The organism is Enterobacter sp. MGH120 (genome assembly GCF_001037725.1).
In the GTDB taxonomy this organism is placed as follows: domain Bacteria; phylum Pseudomonadota; class Gammaproteobacteria; order Enterobacterales; family Enterobacteriaceae; genus Enterobacter; species Enterobacter hormaechei_C.
In genome coordinates this window covers 4,002,675-4,018,679 of record NZ_KQ089940.1, presented here as the reverse complement: position 1 = coordinate 4,018,679, position 16,005 = coordinate 4,002,675, and the positions used below count along the sequence as shown (strand labels likewise).

Annotated in this window: 15 protein-coding genes and 1 pseudogene; 12 read left to right on the top strand and 4 right to left on the bottom strand. The window is 56.5% G+C overall.

The features are described 5' to 3' along the window. Nucleotides 1-23 precede the first annotated feature (23 nt). From iraP to adrA, 3 genes and pseudogenes are all read left to right on the top strand, one after another. On the top strand, nucleotides 24-284 hold the full coding sequence (iraP, locus tag SK54_RS18775; protein WP_003859148.1) for an anti-adapter protein IraP: 261 nt from the start codon (nucleotides 24-26) through the stop codon (nucleotides 282-284). Nucleotides 285-578: 294 nt separating this feature from the next. Continuing rightward, nucleotides 579-899 carry a phosphate starvation-inducible protein PsiF gene (gene psiF / locus SK54_RS18770; RefSeq protein WP_032102863.1) on the top strand — a complete coding sequence of 107 codons (321 nt, stop codon included), beginning with the start codon at nucleotides 579-581 and terminating at the stop codon, nucleotides 897-899. Between the two features lie 102 nt (nucleotides 900-1,001). Then, nucleotides 1,002-2,104: pseudogene (gene adrA / locus SK54_RS18765) on the top strand (diguanylate cyclase AdrA). 16 nt (nucleotides 2,105-2,120) lie between these two features. Here adrA and proC read toward each other — a convergent pair. Then, nucleotides 2,121-2,930 carry a pyrroline-5-carboxylate reductase gene (proC, locus tag SK54_RS18760; protein ID WP_015571314.1) on the bottom strand — a complete coding sequence of 270 codons (810 nt, stop codon included), beginning with the start codon at nucleotides 2,928-2,930 and terminating at the stop codon, nucleotides 2,121-2,123. A 97-nt stretch (nucleotides 2,931-3,027) separates the two neighbouring features. On the opposite strand from proC, the gene SK54_RS18755 reads away from it, so the two are divergent. The 5 genes from SK54_RS18755 (at nucleotide 3,028) to ppnP (ending at nucleotide 5,664) form a co-directional block, all read left to right on the top strand. Beyond that, nucleotides 3,028-3,486 (top strand): YaiI/YqxD family protein, encoded by a 459-nt coding sequence (locus SK54_RS18755; RefSeq protein ID WP_003859141.1) that lies wholly within the window; start codon nucleotides 3,028-3,030, stop codon nucleotides 3,484-3,486. 144 nt (nucleotides 3,487-3,630) lie between these two features. Continuing rightward, nucleotides 3,631-4,155: a shikimate kinase AroL gene (aroL, locus tag SK54_RS18750; protein ID WP_017383154.1), complete on the top strand. Its 525-nt coding sequence runs from the start codon at nucleotides 3,631-3,633 to the stop codon at nucleotides 4,153-4,155. Between the two features lie 44 nt (nucleotides 4,156-4,199). Then, the gene (gene yaiA, locus SK54_RS18745) at nucleotides 4,200-4,391 is read left to right on the top strand and encodes a protein YaiA (protein WP_003859135.1); all 192 of its coding nucleotides are present in this window, start codon (nucleotides 4,200-4,202) and stop codon (nucleotides 4,389-4,391) included. A gap of 236 nt (nucleotides 4,392-4,627) precedes the next feature. Further along, a complete protein-coding gene (locus tag SK54_RS18740) occupies nucleotides 4,628-5,305 on the top strand; it encodes an AroM family protein (protein WP_003859133.1) in 678 nt (225 codons plus the stop codon). A 71-nt stretch (nucleotides 5,306-5,376) separates the two neighbouring features. Next, on the top strand, nucleotides 5,377-5,664 hold the full coding sequence (gene ppnP / locus SK54_RS18735; protein WP_003859131.1) for a pyrimidine/purine nucleoside phosphorylase: 288 nt from the start codon (nucleotides 5,377-5,379) through the stop codon (nucleotides 5,662-5,664). A 47-nt stretch (nucleotides 5,665-5,711) separates the two neighbouring features. Here the strand turns inward: ppnP and rdgC are convergent, their stop codons facing one another. Then, complete coding sequence (rdgC, locus tag SK54_RS18730) at nucleotides 5,712-6,626, bottom strand: recombination-associated protein RdgC (protein ID WP_006809928.1); 915 nt, start codon at nucleotides 6,624-6,626, stop codon at nucleotides 5,712-5,714. A gap of 123 nt (nucleotides 6,627-6,749) precedes the next feature. On the opposite strand from rdgC, the gene mak reads away from it, so the two are divergent. Further along, nucleotides 6,750-7,655: a fructokinase gene (mak, locus tag SK54_RS18725; protein ID WP_023303177.1), complete on the top strand. Its 906-nt coding sequence runs from the start codon at nucleotides 6,750-6,752 to the stop codon at nucleotides 7,653-7,655. A gap of 83 nt (nucleotides 7,656-7,738) precedes the next feature. On the opposite strand, the gene sbcC is transcribed toward mak, so the two are convergent. Then, nucleotides 7,739-10,870 (bottom strand): exonuclease subunit SbcC, encoded by a 3,132-nt coding sequence (gene sbcC, locus SK54_RS18720; protein WP_045331384.1) that lies wholly within the window; start codon nucleotides 10,868-10,870, stop codon nucleotides 7,739-7,741. Continuing rightward, nucleotides 10,867-12,072, bottom strand: a complete 1,206-nt coding sequence (gene sbcD / locus SK54_RS18715; RefSeq protein WP_048247766.1) for an exonuclease subunit SbcD — start codon at nucleotides 12,070-12,072, stop codon at nucleotides 10,867-10,869. The genes sbcC and sbcD overlap by 4 nt, the downstream gene beginning before the upstream one ends. A 187-nt stretch (nucleotides 12,073-12,259) precedes the next feature. On the opposite strand from sbcD, the gene phoB reads away from it, so the two are divergent. The 3 genes from phoB to brnQ all read left to right on the top strand — a co-directional run bounded on the left by phoB (nucleotide 12,260) and on the right by brnQ (nucleotide 15,995). Further along, nucleotides 12,260-12,949, top strand: coding sequence for a phosphate response regulator transcription factor PhoB (gene phoB, locus SK54_RS18710; RefSeq protein WP_023303179.1), 690 nt, complete (start codon nucleotides 12,260-12,262; stop codon nucleotides 12,947-12,949). Nucleotides 12,950-12,970: 21 nt separating this feature from the next. After that, nucleotides 12,971-14,266, top strand: coding sequence for a phosphate regulon sensor histidine kinase PhoR (phoR, locus tag SK54_RS18705; protein ID WP_023303180.1), 1,296 nt, complete (start codon nucleotides 12,971-12,973; stop codon nucleotides 14,264-14,266). Nucleotides 14,267-14,675: 409 nt separating this feature from the next. Then, on the top strand, nucleotides 14,676-15,995 hold the full coding sequence (gene brnQ / locus SK54_RS18700; RefSeq protein WP_017694430.1) for a branched-chain amino acid transporter carrier protein BrnQ: 1,320 nt from the start codon (nucleotides 14,676-14,678) through the stop codon (nucleotides 15,993-15,995). The last annotated feature ends 10 nt before the right edge of the window (nucleotides 15,996-16,005 follow it).

The window sequence follows — 16,005 nt, the reverse complement described above, 5'->3', positions numbered from 1 at the left end:
AAATCACATAAGGAAATAGCACCATGAAAAATCTCATTGCTGAGTTGTTGGTTAAGCTTGCCCAAAAGGAAGAAGAGTCGAAAGAGCTGGTTGCCCAGGTCGAGGCGCTGGAAATCGTTGTGACGGCGCTGCTGCGACAGATGGCAAAACCGGAGCAGGAGGCGTTGATCGACAACGTTGAAGGCGCGCTGGAAAAAGCGCGTCCTGATTCCCAGGTGCCTGCGGAAGATGCGGAGCTGCTTCAGCAATACGTAAAGAAGCTTTTAAGGCATCCTCGCAGCTAACCTGCCTGAGGTGAAATGACGTGTCACAGAATTGTCATGCAGGATGCCTGGCGTCGCTCTGTTTTTATTTTTACACATTTATGCAGGGAAAATTAAATTGAGACAGAGCACACCTTTCACCGCATAATTTCTGTTATTAATTACCGCCTCCCACCCGGCGAAACCGGTTAATGAATATTGTTCCGATACAGGGCTGAAATAACCGCAGAGCCCGGCGAAAATCAGAGTCGCAGGGTGGTTTTTTTCCCGTAACGAGCCAGACTTAACGTGGAACTTCACATAAAGGATGGTGCAATGAAAACAACAATACTGGTTACCCTGCTCTCTGGCCTGTGTCTGATCGCCTCAGCACACGCGGAAGAGAAAACGTTAACGCCCCAGCAGCAGCGCATGACGACCTGTAACCAACAGGCGACATCGCAAAGCCTGAAAGGGGATGCCCGTAAAACGTACATGAGCGACTGCCTTAAAAATGGTGCGGCTAAACCCGGTGTAAAAAGCCTGACCCCACAGCAGCAAAAAATGCGTGAGTGCAACGCCCAGGCGACACAGCAGATGCTGAAAGGCGACGATCGCAGCAAGTTTATGAGCGCGTGCCTGAAAAAACAGGCGTAGTGCTAACGGGTGAGTCACGGCTGTGGCTCACCCAAAATTTCATACTTTCCCCGCTATCCCCCTCTCTATAATTTGGGAAAATGTTTCAGAATATTCCCAAAAATGATGAATGATGAGTTTTATGACAATCACGAGAACATTCGGGAAGCGTGGCACCAGCAGCTTTCTCAGGATGATTCATACCGTTCCGGTCTGCGATTTGCCCGGCGAATACGGCTGGCACGCATCGTTGGTCTGGCGGCGCTATTTGTTCCGCTTGCCAGCGTTCTGGTGAGCCAGTTTCTTTCCGGCGTCTGGTGGTTATTGCTGGTGGGCTGGGTCTTTGTCTGGCCCCATCTGGCCTGGCAGCTGGCTTTTCGTTCGGCTGAACCCCACAGCAGTGAAATTGTTAATCTGAAAATCGATGCCATTATTGCCGGTGTCTGGATGGGGCTAACAGGGTTCAGTGCGCTACCAACGGCGGCGCTGATCGTGATGATCGGCATGAATATGATGGGATCGGGGGGATGTCGGTTATTTCTGACAGGACTGGCGCTGCTTGCTCTGTCTGCTCTGCTCACCGTGCAATCCACGGGTAGTCCTGTGGTATTGACCTCTGAACCGCTGGCGTTGTGGCTGACGCTCCCCGTGCTGGTGGTCTACCCCATACTGTTTGCCTGGCTCAGCCACCGCACGGCGATCCGTCTGGCAGAGCATAAGCGTCGGCTTGAGCTGATGAGTACCCGCGACGGAATGACCGGCGTATTCAATCGCCGTCACTGGGAAACGCTGCTGCGTAACGAATTTGAGGCCTGCCGTCGAAGCCATCGACAGGCGACGATACTGCTCATCGATATCGATCACTTCAAGACGATCAACGACACCTGGGGGCATGACGTGGGGGATGAAGCGATTGTCGCCATCACGCGCCAGCTTCAGCTGACCCTGCGCTCAGGCGATTATATTGGCCGTTTTGGCGGGGATGAGTTCGCGGTGATCATGTCCGGCACGCCTGCCGACAGCGCGATTGCTGCGATGTCGCGCGTCCACGAACGGCTGGTCAACATGCCGCTGCACGGAGCACCTATGGCGAGGTTGTGTATCAGCGTTGGGGTTGCCCCCTGGGGGGCGCAGTTCACCCACTATCGTGAATGGCTAAAGGCGGCGGACGTGCCCTCTATAAAGCCAAAAATGCCGGACGGGGCCGCACCGAAGTGGCCGCCTGACGCCCGGCGTAGCGCATCAGGACTTACTGAGCTTCTCTGATTTTTCCATGCATTTTTCCATCGCCTCGATCACGGCGGAGCGGAACCCGCGATCTTCCAGCACGCGCACGGCTTCAATGGTTGTGCCCCCCGGTGAGCACACCATATCTTTCAGTTCGCCCGGATGTTTACCCGTTTCCAGCACCATTTTGGCCGAACCCATCACCGCCTGCGCTGCAAATTTGTAGGCCTGCGCGCGCGGCATTCCACCCAGTACGGCGGCATCGGCCATGGCTTCGATAAACATAAAGACATACGCCGGGGCAGAGCCGCTCACGCCGACTACCGGGTGGATCATCGGTTCGGCAATCACTTCCGCTTCGCCGAAGCAGCGGAAAATATTCAGTACATCCGCCACGTCTTCAGATGTGACCAGCGCGTTCGGGGTAACGGATGTCATACCGGCATTCACCAGCGACGGGGTGTTTGGCATGGCGCGAACAATCTTACGGTCGTGGCCCAGCGCGCGGGCGAGCTGATCGAGGGTCACGCCTGCGGCAATCGATACCACCAGGGTCTCTTTGTTAAGGCTGGAGGTGATCTCGCTCAGGACTTTAATCATGATATTCGGCTTAACGGCGCCAAAGACAATATCCGCCACCTGAGCCACGTCCTGTGCGCTTTCGGCAGCGTTGACACCATACTCATCACGCAGCGCCGCGACTTTATCCGGGGATGGGGTATAGACCCAAATCTGCCCCGGCAGCACCTGCCCGCTGGCAATCAGTCCGCCGAGGATAGCTTTGCCCATATTTCCGCAGCCGATAAACCCGATTTTCTTATCCATCACGTCTCTCCGTTATTATGCGTTGTTATCTCTCATTGATAGCTTAACAACGAAATGCAGGCGACAATAGTCACCAGAATCATAATGGGGAGAGACTATGGCGATTTGGGTTGATGCGGACGCGTGTCCGAATGTCATCAAAGAGATTTTATTTCGTGCTGCCGAGCGCGTGCAGATGCCGCTGACGCTGGTGGCGAACCAGAATATCCGCGTGCCGCCCTCCAGATACATCCGTTCTCTGCGCGTTCCGGCCGGGTTTGACGTGGCGGATAACGAGATAGTACGCCTGTGTGACGCAGGAGATCTGGTGATCACCGCGGATATCCCGCTGGCTGCCGATGTACTGGCGAAAGGGGCGGCGGCGCTGAACCCGCGCGGAGAACGCTATTCGCCGGCAACGATCCGGGAGAAGCTCACCATGCGTGATTTTATGGATACGCTTCGTTCCAGCGGCGTGCAAACCGGTGGGCCGGACAGCCTGTCGCAGCGCGATCGCCAGCAGTTTGCCGCCGAGCTGGATAAATGGCTGCTGGAAGTGAAGCGCCGCCCGGCGTAGCCCACCTCCGGGCGGTTTTGTGGTACAGTGTGGCTTCCACAGGCTTGTCATTCCGTACCGCTTTGCAGTAAAGTTAGCGCAACATCTACTGCAATCATTTCTTTACAGCCTTCAGTTATCCGGCAGCAAGGGGAACACCTGGTTATGAACCCACCCATCTTTTTAGTTGGCCCTCGCGGCTGTGGGAAAACCACCGTTGGTCTGGAGCTGGCGCGTCTGTGCCAGAGTCAGTTTGTCGATACTGACCATTGGCTCCAGGAGAATGCCGGTAAGACCATTGCCGATATCGTTGAGGATGAGGGTTGGGAGAGCTTTCGTGCGCGTGAAACAGCCACGCTGGAAGCGGTGACCGCGCCGTCAACCGTGATCGCGACCGGTGGGGGCATTATTCTGGCACCGTATAACCGCCAGTTTATGCGCGAAAAGGGTGTCGTGATCTACCTCTGTGCCCCGGTCTCTACGCTGGTGGGGCGGCTGGAGGCGTTTCCGGAAGAGGGACAGCGCCCGGCGCTGACCGCGAAACCGCTGAGTGAAGAGGTCAGCGACGTCCTCGCCGAACGCGATGCACTGTACCGCGAGGCGGCACACCACGTTGTGGATGCGTCAGCGTCACCCGAGAAAGTTGCGATTCAGATTATTACCGCCCTGCGTTTGGCTTGCGCCAGCTAACAGCCGTCTATACTCATAGCTCAGACATAAAAAAAGGATGAGCTATGCCAACCAGACCTCCCTATCCACGTGAAGCCCGCATCGTTACCGTTGAAAAAGGTAACGGCGATCAGACCGTAACCTGGTACCAGCTGCGTGCCGATCACCCTAAACCTGATTCGCTGATCAGCGAACATGAAACCGAACAGGAAGCGCTGGATGCGAAACGGCGCTATGAGGATCCTGAGAAGTCCTGACAGGAATCCGAATTCGTTACAACCGTGCCTGAATCACACTTTTAACATATCGCTGATGTTAAGCAGCAGTTAATATTTAGTTATTACAGGTGGATTCGGAAAGGCCAGTCGATCTTTACATTACGGTGTAGAGATCCCCTGCTACCCTTGGTGCTGTTTTGTTGAAAAAATGAACAGTGCAGCGTAGTGAGCCTGTACCTGTGTGGCAGTTGTGGTAGTAACGGAAGGCGATCAAAATGAAGGCGACGTTGGCGATCCTCACGATTGGTGTGGTGCCTGTAAGCGAAGTATTACCGCTCTTAACCGAGCATGTCTCTGAACAACAAATTACGCATCTCAGTCTGTTAGGGAAGCTGAGTCGGGAAGAGGTCATGGAAGACTACGCGGTCGGAGAGGGGGAAGATCCCCTGGCAACGTTACTCAGTGACGGTAAACTGGCGCATGTGTCGCGCCAGAAAATCGAGCGCGCGCTACAGGGCGTGATCGAAGTGCTCGACAATCAGGACTATGACGTTATTTTGCTGATGAGCACGGCACCCGTTAAAGGACTCAGCGCGCGTAATGCCATTCTGCTCGAACCGATGCGGATTATCCCCCCGCTGGTGGCCTCAATTGTTGATGGTCATCAGGTTGGGGTCATCGTTCCCGTTGAGGAACTGCTGGATAACCAGACGGTGAAGTGGGCCGCGCTGGAGCACACCCCGCTTTACGCGCTGGCAAACCCGTTCTGGGACAGCGAAGCGAAGCTGATTGCGGCCGGGCAGGAGTTGATCGACAGAGGGGCGGATGTCCTGATGCTCGACTGCCTGGGCTTCCATCAGCGGCATCGTGATTTACTGCAAAAGGCGCTGGATGTTCCGGTGCTGCTCTCTAACGTCCTGATGGCGCGCCTGGCGTCAGAATTACTGGTGTAATGATTTTGCGTGACAGGTCATGAGCATGGCCCCTATAGTGGATTTTTCTCTATAAATATAAGGGCCAGTTCATGCTTCAAAGTAACGAATACTTTTCCGGTAAAGTGAAATCCATTGGTTTTACCAGCAGCAGCACTGGCCGCGCCAGTGTCGGCGTCATGGCGGAAGGGGAATACACCTTTGGCACCGCAGAAGCGGAAGAGATGACGGTGGTCAGCGGCGCGCTGAACGTCCTGCTGCCGGGTGAAACGGAGTGGAAAGTCTATAGTGCCGGGCAGGTCTTCAACGTGCCGGGCCACAGCGAGTTCCATTTACAGGTTGCAGAGCCAACCTCTTATCTTTGCCGCTATCTGAAATAAAAGCATGCCGGGTGGCGCATTCGCTTACCCGGCCTGCGTTTTGCCTGTCAGCGCTGCGCTTCGCCGCCGAGACCTTCCACCAGGTTCTGAATTAACGCCGCCAGCTCGCCGGTCATCAGGATAAAGTCTGCGTCAAAGCGCTGAGCATAATCTTCGCGGTCGATATCTTCGTTCTGATCGCGCAGTTCATCGCAGAACTTAAGGCGCTTCACGGAGCCGTCATCACACATCACAAACTGAATGCGCTGCTGCCAGTCGAGTGCCAGTTTGGTCACCACTTTGCCCGCTTCAATGTGCACGGCGATTTCGTCGCTCACCAGATCCTGTTTCTTCGCGCGGATCACGCCGCCATCTTCCAGCAGCGCTTTCAGCTCTGCTTCATCAAGGATCTGGAAGCCCTGCGCGGCAGTCCCGCTGCGCACCCACTCGGTCAGGGTCAGCTCAATCGGCGTTTCCAGCGCCAGCGGTACCACCGGTAATGAGCCAAGGCTCTTACGCAGCAGCGCCAGCGTATCTTCCGCTTTTTTGGCGCTGGCGCAGTCCACCATGATCAGCCCGTTCACGGTGTCGATCCACATCATGGTCTGGCTAAAGCGGCTAAAGGCGCGCGGCAGCAGCGAGTGCAGCACTTCATCCTTCAGCGAATCTTTTTCGGTTTTTTTAAGCTTACGGCCCTGTTCAGCTTCCAGCTTGAAGATCTTCGCTTCGAGCGCCTGCTTAACCACGGGCGTCGGCAGGATCTTCTCTTCTTTACGGGCGCAAACGATGATTTGCCCCGTGCTGCTGGCGTGGGTCAGCGCATCGCTTTGAGAACCCATTGGCGGAACCCAGCCGGTTTTTGCCATATCCTGGCTACCGCAAGGGGTAAAGGAGTAAGCGGCTAACTGTTTTTCCATCTCTTCTGCACGCAGCGAAACGTCGCGGCTGAGACGGTAAACCATCAAATTTTTGAACCACAGCATGATAATTTCCACGGCCTTGTCGTTAAATCAGCGGGCATGATAACGAATTGTCGCATCGCTTGCATTGCTAATCGGGAAGCGGGCTTCTACTCTGTTGATAATCAAAATAATGAGGAGTGTCTTGTGCGTATTGGGATTGATTTGGGCGGCACCAAAACAGAAGTTATTGCGCTGAGCGAGCAGGGGGAGCAACTGTTTCGCCACCGTCTGCCTACGCCGCGCGATGATTATCACCAGACCATAGAGACGATTGCCCGCCTGGTCGATATGGCAGAGCAGGCAACGGGCGAGACGGGCACGGTCGGGATGGGGATCCCCGGCTCCATTTCGCCGTATACCGGCGTGGTGAAAAACGCCAACTCCACCTGGCTCAACGGTCAGCCGTTTGATAAAGACTTAAGCCAACGCCTGAACCGGGAGGTGCGTCTGGCGAATGATGCCAACTGCCTGGCGGTGTCTGAGGCCGTGGATGGCGCAGCGGCTGGCGCGCAGACCGTATTTGCGGTCATTATCGGCACCGGCTGCGGGGCGGGCGTGGCCTTCGGTGGGCGCTCGCATATTGGCAGCAACGGCACCGCGGGCGAGTGGGGACACAATCCGTTGCCGTGGATGGACGAAGATGAACTCAAATACCGCGCCGAAGTACCGTGCTACTGTGGCAAGCAGGGCTGTATTGAGACCTTTATTTCCGGCACGGGGTTTGCCACCGATTATCATCGTCTGAGCGGTCAGCCGCTGAAAGGTAACGAGATTATGCGTCTGGTTGAGGAGCAGGATCCGGTGGCTGAACTGGCGCTCAGCCGCTACGAAATGCGGCTGGCTAAGTCACTGGCGCATGTGATCAATATTCTTGATCCCGACGTGATTGTACTGGGCGGCGGCATGAGCAACGTCGACCGGCTGTACGCCACGGTGCCAACGCTGGTGAAACAGTGGGTATTTGGCGGCGAGTGCGAAACGCCGATCCGCAAAGCCGTCCACGGAGATTCCAGCGGAGTGCGCGGCGCGGCGTGGCTCTGGCCGGAATAAACGCAAAACCGTTTTTGATGTTTGTGCCCTCTCCCCGTGGGAGAGGGCCAGGGTGAGGGCACCAGAGCGCATCATCCCCCCATTTACTGCACCGCAAACTCCCTGTCCAGCCTGCTATATCCCAGCCCGTTGATCTTCTTCACTTTGATCTGCACCGGAATGCGCTCTTTCATTGCCTCTACGTGGCTGATCACGCCAATGGTTTTCCCGGTGGCGTTCAGCGCGTCGAGCGCGTCCAGCGCGGTGTCCAGCGTTTCGCTGTCGAGCGTGCCGAATCCTTCATCCAGGAACAGCGAGTCAATGCGCGTTTTGTGACTGACCAGATCGGAAAGCGCTAAAGCCAGCGCCAGACTGACCAGGAAACTCTCCCCGCCGGAAAGGGTACGGGTATCGCGTACCGCATCGGCCTGCCAGGTATCGACCACTTCCAGCTCCAGCGCGTCGCTGGCTTTACGCTGAAGCAGATAGCGGCCATGCAGACGGTTGAGCTGCTGGTTGGCAAGCCACACCAGATTATCCAGCGTCAGCCCCTGGGCGAATTTACGGAATTTATCGCCGGTGCTGGAGCCTATCAGCGCGTTGAGATAGCCCCAGTCGTCGGCCTGACGCGCCGCCTCCTCAATCTGCTGCATAAGCGCCTGCTGGTGCAGACGGTTATCGGCGTCCTGTTTGAGCTGCTGGCGGATCTCCCCCTGATGCGTGGTGTTGTCCCGAAGCTGTTGCGCCAGCTGGTGTAACTGCGCCTGAAGCGTTGCGGCATCGGTTTCCAGCCCCTCGGGGCGCTGTGCCTGATGCGCCTGAAGCTGCTGGCTTGCCTGCATCGAAAGCGCCGTGGCCTGCTGGAGCTGGTTTTCCAGCGTCTGCTTTTGTTGTTCAAGCTGGTGGATCGACGTTTCATCCAGCAGGGCGGAGAGAAATGCGTCCCGATCGGCAAAGCAGCTCGCGGTCAGCGCGGCGTTGAACTGAGCCTGTGATTGCTGGAGCCGTTCACGCTCAAGCGTCTCCTGTTGCTGTAGGGTGGTGAGCTGACTTTGCAGCGACACGCATTCGTCGTGGATGCCGCGCCAGTTCTCAGGGATAACCGCGTCGGCTTCTGCATCATTGGTAACCGGCAGCGTTTCCAGAATGGGCATCAGGGCGTTAATACCTTCCTGAATCGTACCGTGCTGGGCCTGTTTTTCCTGCCACAGGGTATATTCGCTTTCGCGCGCGCTCAGCCAGGCGCTTTCAGCCCCTTCATCGGGCACGCTAAGCGACAGCGATTGTAACGAGGCCGCCAGCGCCTGACGCGTCGCCGTCAGCTGCTGCTGGTACTGGCGCGCCTGACCTTCCTGTTCATTGAGCTGGTTTTGCAGCGTCAGACGCTGGCTGAGCTGATACAGCTGGCGTTCATACTGTTCCTGTTCGCTCATCCAGGGGGCTATATCATCCTGAATATTCAGCGCTATGTTCAGGGAGGCGCAGACCTCCAGCCACTCCTTAGTAAGTGCTTGCTCTTCCTCAGAGAGAGCCTGTGCTTCCTCTGTCTCGCGCTGGATCTGTTGGGTCAGCGCATTCACCTGCCCGAGCACCAGCAATCCTTCCTCTTTTAGCGCGGCAACCTCTTTCTCCAGCGCGTCGCGGCGGCGCTGATTGTCAGTCAGTTCAAGCGCCTGATACTGCACAACTGCCGGGTGTTCGCGTGAACCGCAGAGCGGGCAAGGCTTACCCGCTTCGAGCTGTGCACGATAGTTCTCAAGATCCTTGATTGTCGCCTCACGCTCACAGAGCGCTTTCAGGTCGGCATAGTGCTGATTTTTCTCTTTGAACTGCTGACGCCGCAGGATCAGCGTTTCATTGAACTTAGCCTGCTCAGCCTGCGCTTTCTGCACGCTTTCCGCATTCTGGCGCAGTCGTTTTTGCAGCGGCTGATAGCGAGCGTGAAGCGCTGTCAGACGCTGGCGGAGCGCCCGCGACTGTGCCTGTTGCTCCATTGCCGTCGCGAGATCCTCAGCCGTCAGCGTCAACCTACTTTCAGGCATCTCAGCCAGCTTCTGACGAAGCTCAGCCATGCGCGCTGACTGGGCAACAAGCTGATTTTTATCGCGACCCAGTTGCGTAAAATGCGCCCGCCAGCCGGCAATTTCCTGCCCCCACTGACGGAAACGATCGTGTTCGGTCAGCCACTGCGTCAGTACCTTGTGCTCTGTCTGCAACTGTTCACGGTTGCGCAGCGCACCGTTGCGAATACGCGAGCGCTGCACCGCTCTGTCGAGTAAGCGAGTATTTACTTCAACAATTCGCTCTGTTGTCTGCGCCAGGCGGGTGGTCTGCTCCTGCTGATACTCCCATAGCGGACGTAGCTGGGCGGCGGGCTGCGCCAGCTTGAGCTTCGCCAGTTGGGGCGCGGCGTCCGTCAGAGCCTGTTGCGCCTGCTGCTGCGAAGCGGCTGCACGCTGCTGCTCACGTATCAGTTCGTCGTTACGCGTAAGCCACTGAAAATCTTTCTGTTGGCTTTGCTGCTGTGCCAGCAGGACTTTTTCTTCGTCAGTAAGTGCCTGCAAACTTTGCTGCAAGTGCTGCTGCTGTTCCTCGCTCAGCAGCACAACCCCTGCGGCCTGCGCTTCGCACATCTCCAGCGCGTTACGTGCCGCTTTGTGTTTTTCAAAAACCATGGCGGAAATCTGGCCGTAAATTTCCGTGCCGGTCAGTTCTTCCAACAGCTCTGCGCGATCGCTCGGTTTAGCATTCAGGAAGGCGGCAAACTGCCCCTGAGAGAGCAACATCGAGCGGGTAAAGCGACCATAGTCCAGCCCGGTAAGCGCGGCGGTTTGTTCCAGCTTATCCGTGACTTTGTCGGCCAGAATTTTGCCGTCTTCGCAGCGGGCCAGCTCAACGCGCGGTGCCTGTAAGTTCCCGTCCGGCTGGTTGCGGGCGCGGTTCTGGCTCCAGAAAGCGCGATAAGCAACGCCTTTGACCTCAAATTCTACTTCCGCCAGGCATTCGGCGGTATCGCGCGTCATCAGGTCGTTTTGCGCCTGAGAGACCTTATTAAGACGCGGCGTTTCGTGGTAAAGCGCCAGGCAGATGGCATCCAGCAGCGTGGTTTTACCCGCGCCGGTTGCGCCGGTGATGGCAAACAGCCCGTTGCTGGCGAACGGCTCCGCGGTGAAATCAATTTTCCACTCACCCTTTAGCGAATTCAGATTTTTCAGACGCAGGCTCAGAATTTTCATGCGTTTTCGTCCTCGTCATGGAGGGAATGCAGGGTCTGGGCAAACAGCTCGTTAAGCCTGGTGCGTCTGGCCTCGTCCACCTCTTCATGCGCAAGCCGCCGCGCGAACACCTCTTCAACCCGAAGTTCGCTAAGCGTTTCACGCTGGGCGTTGAGCAGTATTTTCTCGCGCTGCTCGCGGCTGCGGCGTACCAGCAGCACCTCCACGGGAAGGTCTTCCGTCAGCGTCTGTATTTTATGCTGCATATCGTACAGGTAGTCGTCGGTGGTGATTTCGATATCGAGCCAGACGGGGGGATTAAGCGCTGCGCCGCGCCACTGCTCAAGCTGAGCGGTAATGGCGGCCAGATCGCCTTTCAGCACCGCCAGCGGCTGGGTGACCGGCACCTCAAGCGTCTCAACGGCGCTGAGTTTGCCTCCGGTGAAGCTCACCAGATGCACGGATTTGGCCTTGCCCGTTTCGTCAAAACTGAGCGAAATGGGCGAGCCGCAGTAGCGGATATGCTCGCAGCCGCCGATGATCTGCGCCCGGTGAATATGCCCGAGGGCAATGTAGTCGGCGGGGGGGAAGTTTTGCGCCGGAAACGCGTCCAGCGTACCGATATAGATCTCGCGCACCGCATCACTCTTACTGGCTCCGACGGTGGTGAGGTGCCCGGTGGCAATGATCGGAATGGCCTGATCGCCGCGCAGGGCGCAGGCTTCCGTATGTTGCTGGTGATAATAGCGGGTGATGGCCTGCAACAGATGCTGCTGTTTTTCGCTGCCGGACAGACCTGCCTGGCTTTGCACGATATCGCGCGGGCGTAAAAACGGAATTGGGCACAGCACTGCGCCCGGCGTGCCGTCGCGTTTTTTCAGGATCTGCGGCGCGTGTCCGGCGCTGGCCACCACGGTGGTATTGAGGAACGCCAGAATATCGCGGGATTCATTCAGCGTCGCCACCGAGTCATGGTTTCCGGCGACAATCACCAGGTGACAACCGGTTTGCTGGAGGTTGACCACAAAACGGTTGTACAGCTCACGCGCATAGCTCGGCGGCGATCCGGTATCAAAAATGTCGCCCGCCACAATAATCGCGTCCACCTCGTGAGCCTGAGCCGTCTCCAGCAGCCAGTTCAGGAACGCTTCATGTTCCGCGGCGCGGCTTTTGCTGTAAAAATTTTGACCCAGGTGCCAGTCTGAGGTGTGAAGTATGCGCATAAAAGATCCGTGGCAATAATAAGAAAGCAGGATTATAAACGTTCGGGGAACGGAAAATAACCGCTGTAATAAAACAACAGTTTGCTATTTATAGTGGTAATGTTTTTCATAAATCTGTCATAAATCTGACGCATAATGACGCCGCATTACAGACTTGTAACTTAAATACGATAAGACAGGGCAAAGTATGGCGAGACGTATTCTGGTCGTAGAAGATGAAGCTCCGATCCGTGAAATGGTGTGCTTCGTGCTTGAACAAAATGGCTTCCAGCCGGTTGAAGCGGAAGATTATGACAGCGCGGTGAACCAGCTGAATGAACCCTGGCCCGATCTGATCCTGCTGGACTGGATGCTGCCTGGCGGTTCCGGATTGCAGTTTATCAAGCATATCAAACGCGAGGCGATGACCCGCGATATCCCGGTGGTAATGCTGACGGCGCGCGGCGAGGAAGAGGATCGCGTGCGCGGTCTGGAAACCGGCGCGGACGATTACATCACTAAACCGTTCTCCCCGAAAGAGCTGGTGGCGCGTATCAAAGCCGTGATGCGCCGTATTTCACCGATGGCGGTGGAAGAGGTGATTGTGATGCAGGGGCTGAGCCTGGATCCTACCTCACACCGGGTCATGACCGGTGAAAATCCCCTCGATATGGGACCGACCGAATTTAAACTCCTGCACTTCTTTATGACCCACCCGGAGCGCGTTTACAGCCGCGAACAGTTGCTGAATAACGTCTGGGGAACTAACGTCTATGTCGAAGACCGAACGGTTGACGTCCATATTCGCCGCCTGCGTAAAGCACTGGAACTGAGCGGCCACGATCGCATGGTACAGACGGTCCGCGGCACGGGTTATCGCTTCTCGACCCGTTTCTGAACAATGACAGGAGTGTGACGCGTGCTGGAACGTCTGTCATGGAAAAGGCTCGTCTTTGAACTGATCTTATGCTGCATTCCGGCCCTCATTCTGGGGGCTATCTTTGGCTATCTGCCGTGGTTTTTACTGGTGGCCGTGACGGGATTGCTCGTCTGGCATTTCTGGAATTTACTGCGTCTCTCCTGGTGGCTGTGGGTCGACAGAAGTATGACACCCCCGCCGGGAAGCGGGAGCTGGGAACCGCTACTCTACGGCCTGCACCAGATGCAGATGCGTAACAAAAAGCGCCGTCGTGAGCTGGGAAGCCTGATCAAACGCTTTCGCAGCGGTGCGGAGTCGCTGCCGGACGCGGTGATCCTGACGACAGAAGAAGGGACAATCTTCTGGTGTAATGGCCTCGCGCAACAGCTACTGGGCCTGCGCTGGCCGGATGATAATGGTCAGAACATCCTGAACCTTCTGCGTTATCCCGAGTTCACGCTGTATCTGAAAAAGCGGGATTTTTCGCGCCCGCACAATCTGAAGCTCAATAACGGTCGCCATCTGGAAATCCGCGTGATGCCCTACAGCGATCGGCAGTGGCTGATGGTGGCGCGGGACGTTACCCAGATGCACCAGCTTGAGGGCGCGAGACGTAACTTCTTTGCCAACGTCAGCCACGAGCTGCGTACGCCGTTGACGGTGCTTCAGGGCTACCTGGAGATGATGCAGGAGCAAACGCTTGAGGGGCCGCCGCGTGAGAAAGCGCTGCATACCATGCGGGAGCAGACGTTCCGCATGGAAGGGCTGGTCAAACAGCTGCTGACGCTTTCAAAAATTGAGGCTGCCCCGTCGCTGGCGCTAAACGACATCATTGATGTGCCGATGATGTTGCGGGTGGTGGAGCGCGAAGCCCAAACGCTGAGTCATAATCAGCACACCCTGAGTTTTGACGTTGATAACACGCTGAAAGTGCTCGGCAGTGAAGATGAGCTGCGAAGCGCTATCTCAAACCTGGTCTATAACGCCGTGAATCATACTCCGAAAGGAACGCATATCGCGGTGCGCTGGCAGCATACCCCGGCGGGCGCTGAGTTTAGCGTCGAGGATAACGGACCGGGGATTGGGCCTGAACACCTCCCGCGTCTCACCGAACGGTTCTACCGGGTGGATAAGGCGCGCTCGCGGCAGACCGGCGGGAGCGGACTGGGGCTGGCAATTGTGAAGCATGCCGTCAGCCACCACGAAAGCCGGCTCAATATCGAAAGCACCCTCGGGAAGGGCACGCGCTTTAGCTTCGTGATTCCGGAACGATTAATTGCCAAAAAGAGCGCCTGACGGCAGATGTGTCAGGCTACCTTTCCACGGGCCAGCGAATGCTGGCCCGTTTGCTTTGCAGTCAAGCGAAACGCGGATGAATATTATACGGTTGGTGCTTTTTTGTTCGCATGATTAGCCATGAGTTTTTCTTATACATGGCATATTATGTTGGTCTGCATTTTCATGCTGGCATATTGTTCTGGTTTTACGATCCCTTCTTGCCTTTAAACGTTATAAGCGTTTAAATTGCCCCCCATATACTGTCAGACCGACTGTATTTGCGTGGTAAATCGAAAAACTATTCTTCGCCACGCCAGGACGGGAGCATATCCCGCTGAAATTGAGCAAATTTTCCGCTGTATCGTCCCGTGAGGGATGGCGAAAATCTCAACGTATTCAACACCACATCCACAGGCAGTAAGGTTTTATGACCCATCACTTGAAATCGCGTGACATTATCGCGCTGGGCTTTATGACATTTGCGCTGTTCGTTGGCGCAGGTAACATCATTTTTCCTCCAATGGTTGGCTTACAGGCGGGTGAACACGTCTGGACGGCTGCGTTTGGCTTCCTGCTTACTGCCGTGGGCCTGCCGGTACTGACCGTGATCGCGCTGGCGAAAGTCGGTGGCGGTGTGGACAGTCTCAGCACCCCGATTGGCAAAGTGGCTGGCGTTCTGCTGGCAACCGTCTGCTATCTGGCCGTTGGCCCGCTGTTCGCGACCCCACGTACGGCGACCGTCTCCTTTGAAGTGGGTATCGCCCCGCTGACCGGTGACGGCGCGATGCCGCTGTTTATTTACAGCCTCATTTACTTCGCCATCGTGATTCTGGTTTCTCTCTATCCCGGCAAACTGCTGGATACCGTGGGTAACTTCCTGGCTCCGCTGAAAATTGTGGCGCTGATCGTGCTGGCGGTTGCGGCCATCGTCTGGCCTGCGGGGCCCATCAGCTCCGCGATGGACGCTTATCAGAACGCGGCGTTCTCAAACGGTTTCGTGAACGGCTATCTGACAATGGATACGCTCGGTGCGATGGTGTTTGGTATCGTTATCGTTAACGCCGCGCGTTCCCGCGGGGTGACCGAAGCGCGTCTGCTGACTCGCTACACCATCTGGGCTGGCCTGATGGCCGGTGTCGGCCTGACGCTGCTGTATCTGGCGCTGTTCCGTCTGGGTTCAGATAGCGCAACGCTGGTCGATCAGAACGCAAACGGCGCGGCGATCCTGCATGCTTACGTGCAGCATACCTTTGGTGGTGCAGGCAGCATGCTGCTGGCGGCGCTGATTTTCCTGGCCTGTCTGGTGACGGCGGTGGGTCTGACCTGCGCCTGCGCGGAGTTCTTCGCCCAGTATCTGCCGCTCTCTTACCGCACGCTGGTGTTTATCCTCGGCATCTTCTCCATGGCGGTGTCAAACCTCGGTCTGAGCCACCTGATTCAGGTGTCAATTCCGGTGCTGACGGCGATCTATCCGCCATGTATCGTGCTGGTGGTGCTGAGCTTCACCCGCCCGTGGTGGCATAACTCGACGCGAATTATTGCGCCGGCCATGTTTATCAGCCTGATTTTTGGTATCCTTGACGGGATCAAAGCATCAGCATTTGCAGAAATCCTGCCAGCCTGGACACAGCGTCTGCCGCTGTCCGAGCAGGGCCTGGCCTGGCTGATGCCTTCCGTTGTAGCGCTGGTTCTGGCGATTATCTGGGACCGTGCGGCAGGGCGTCAGGTGACATCCAACGCCCATTAATCAACGGCAA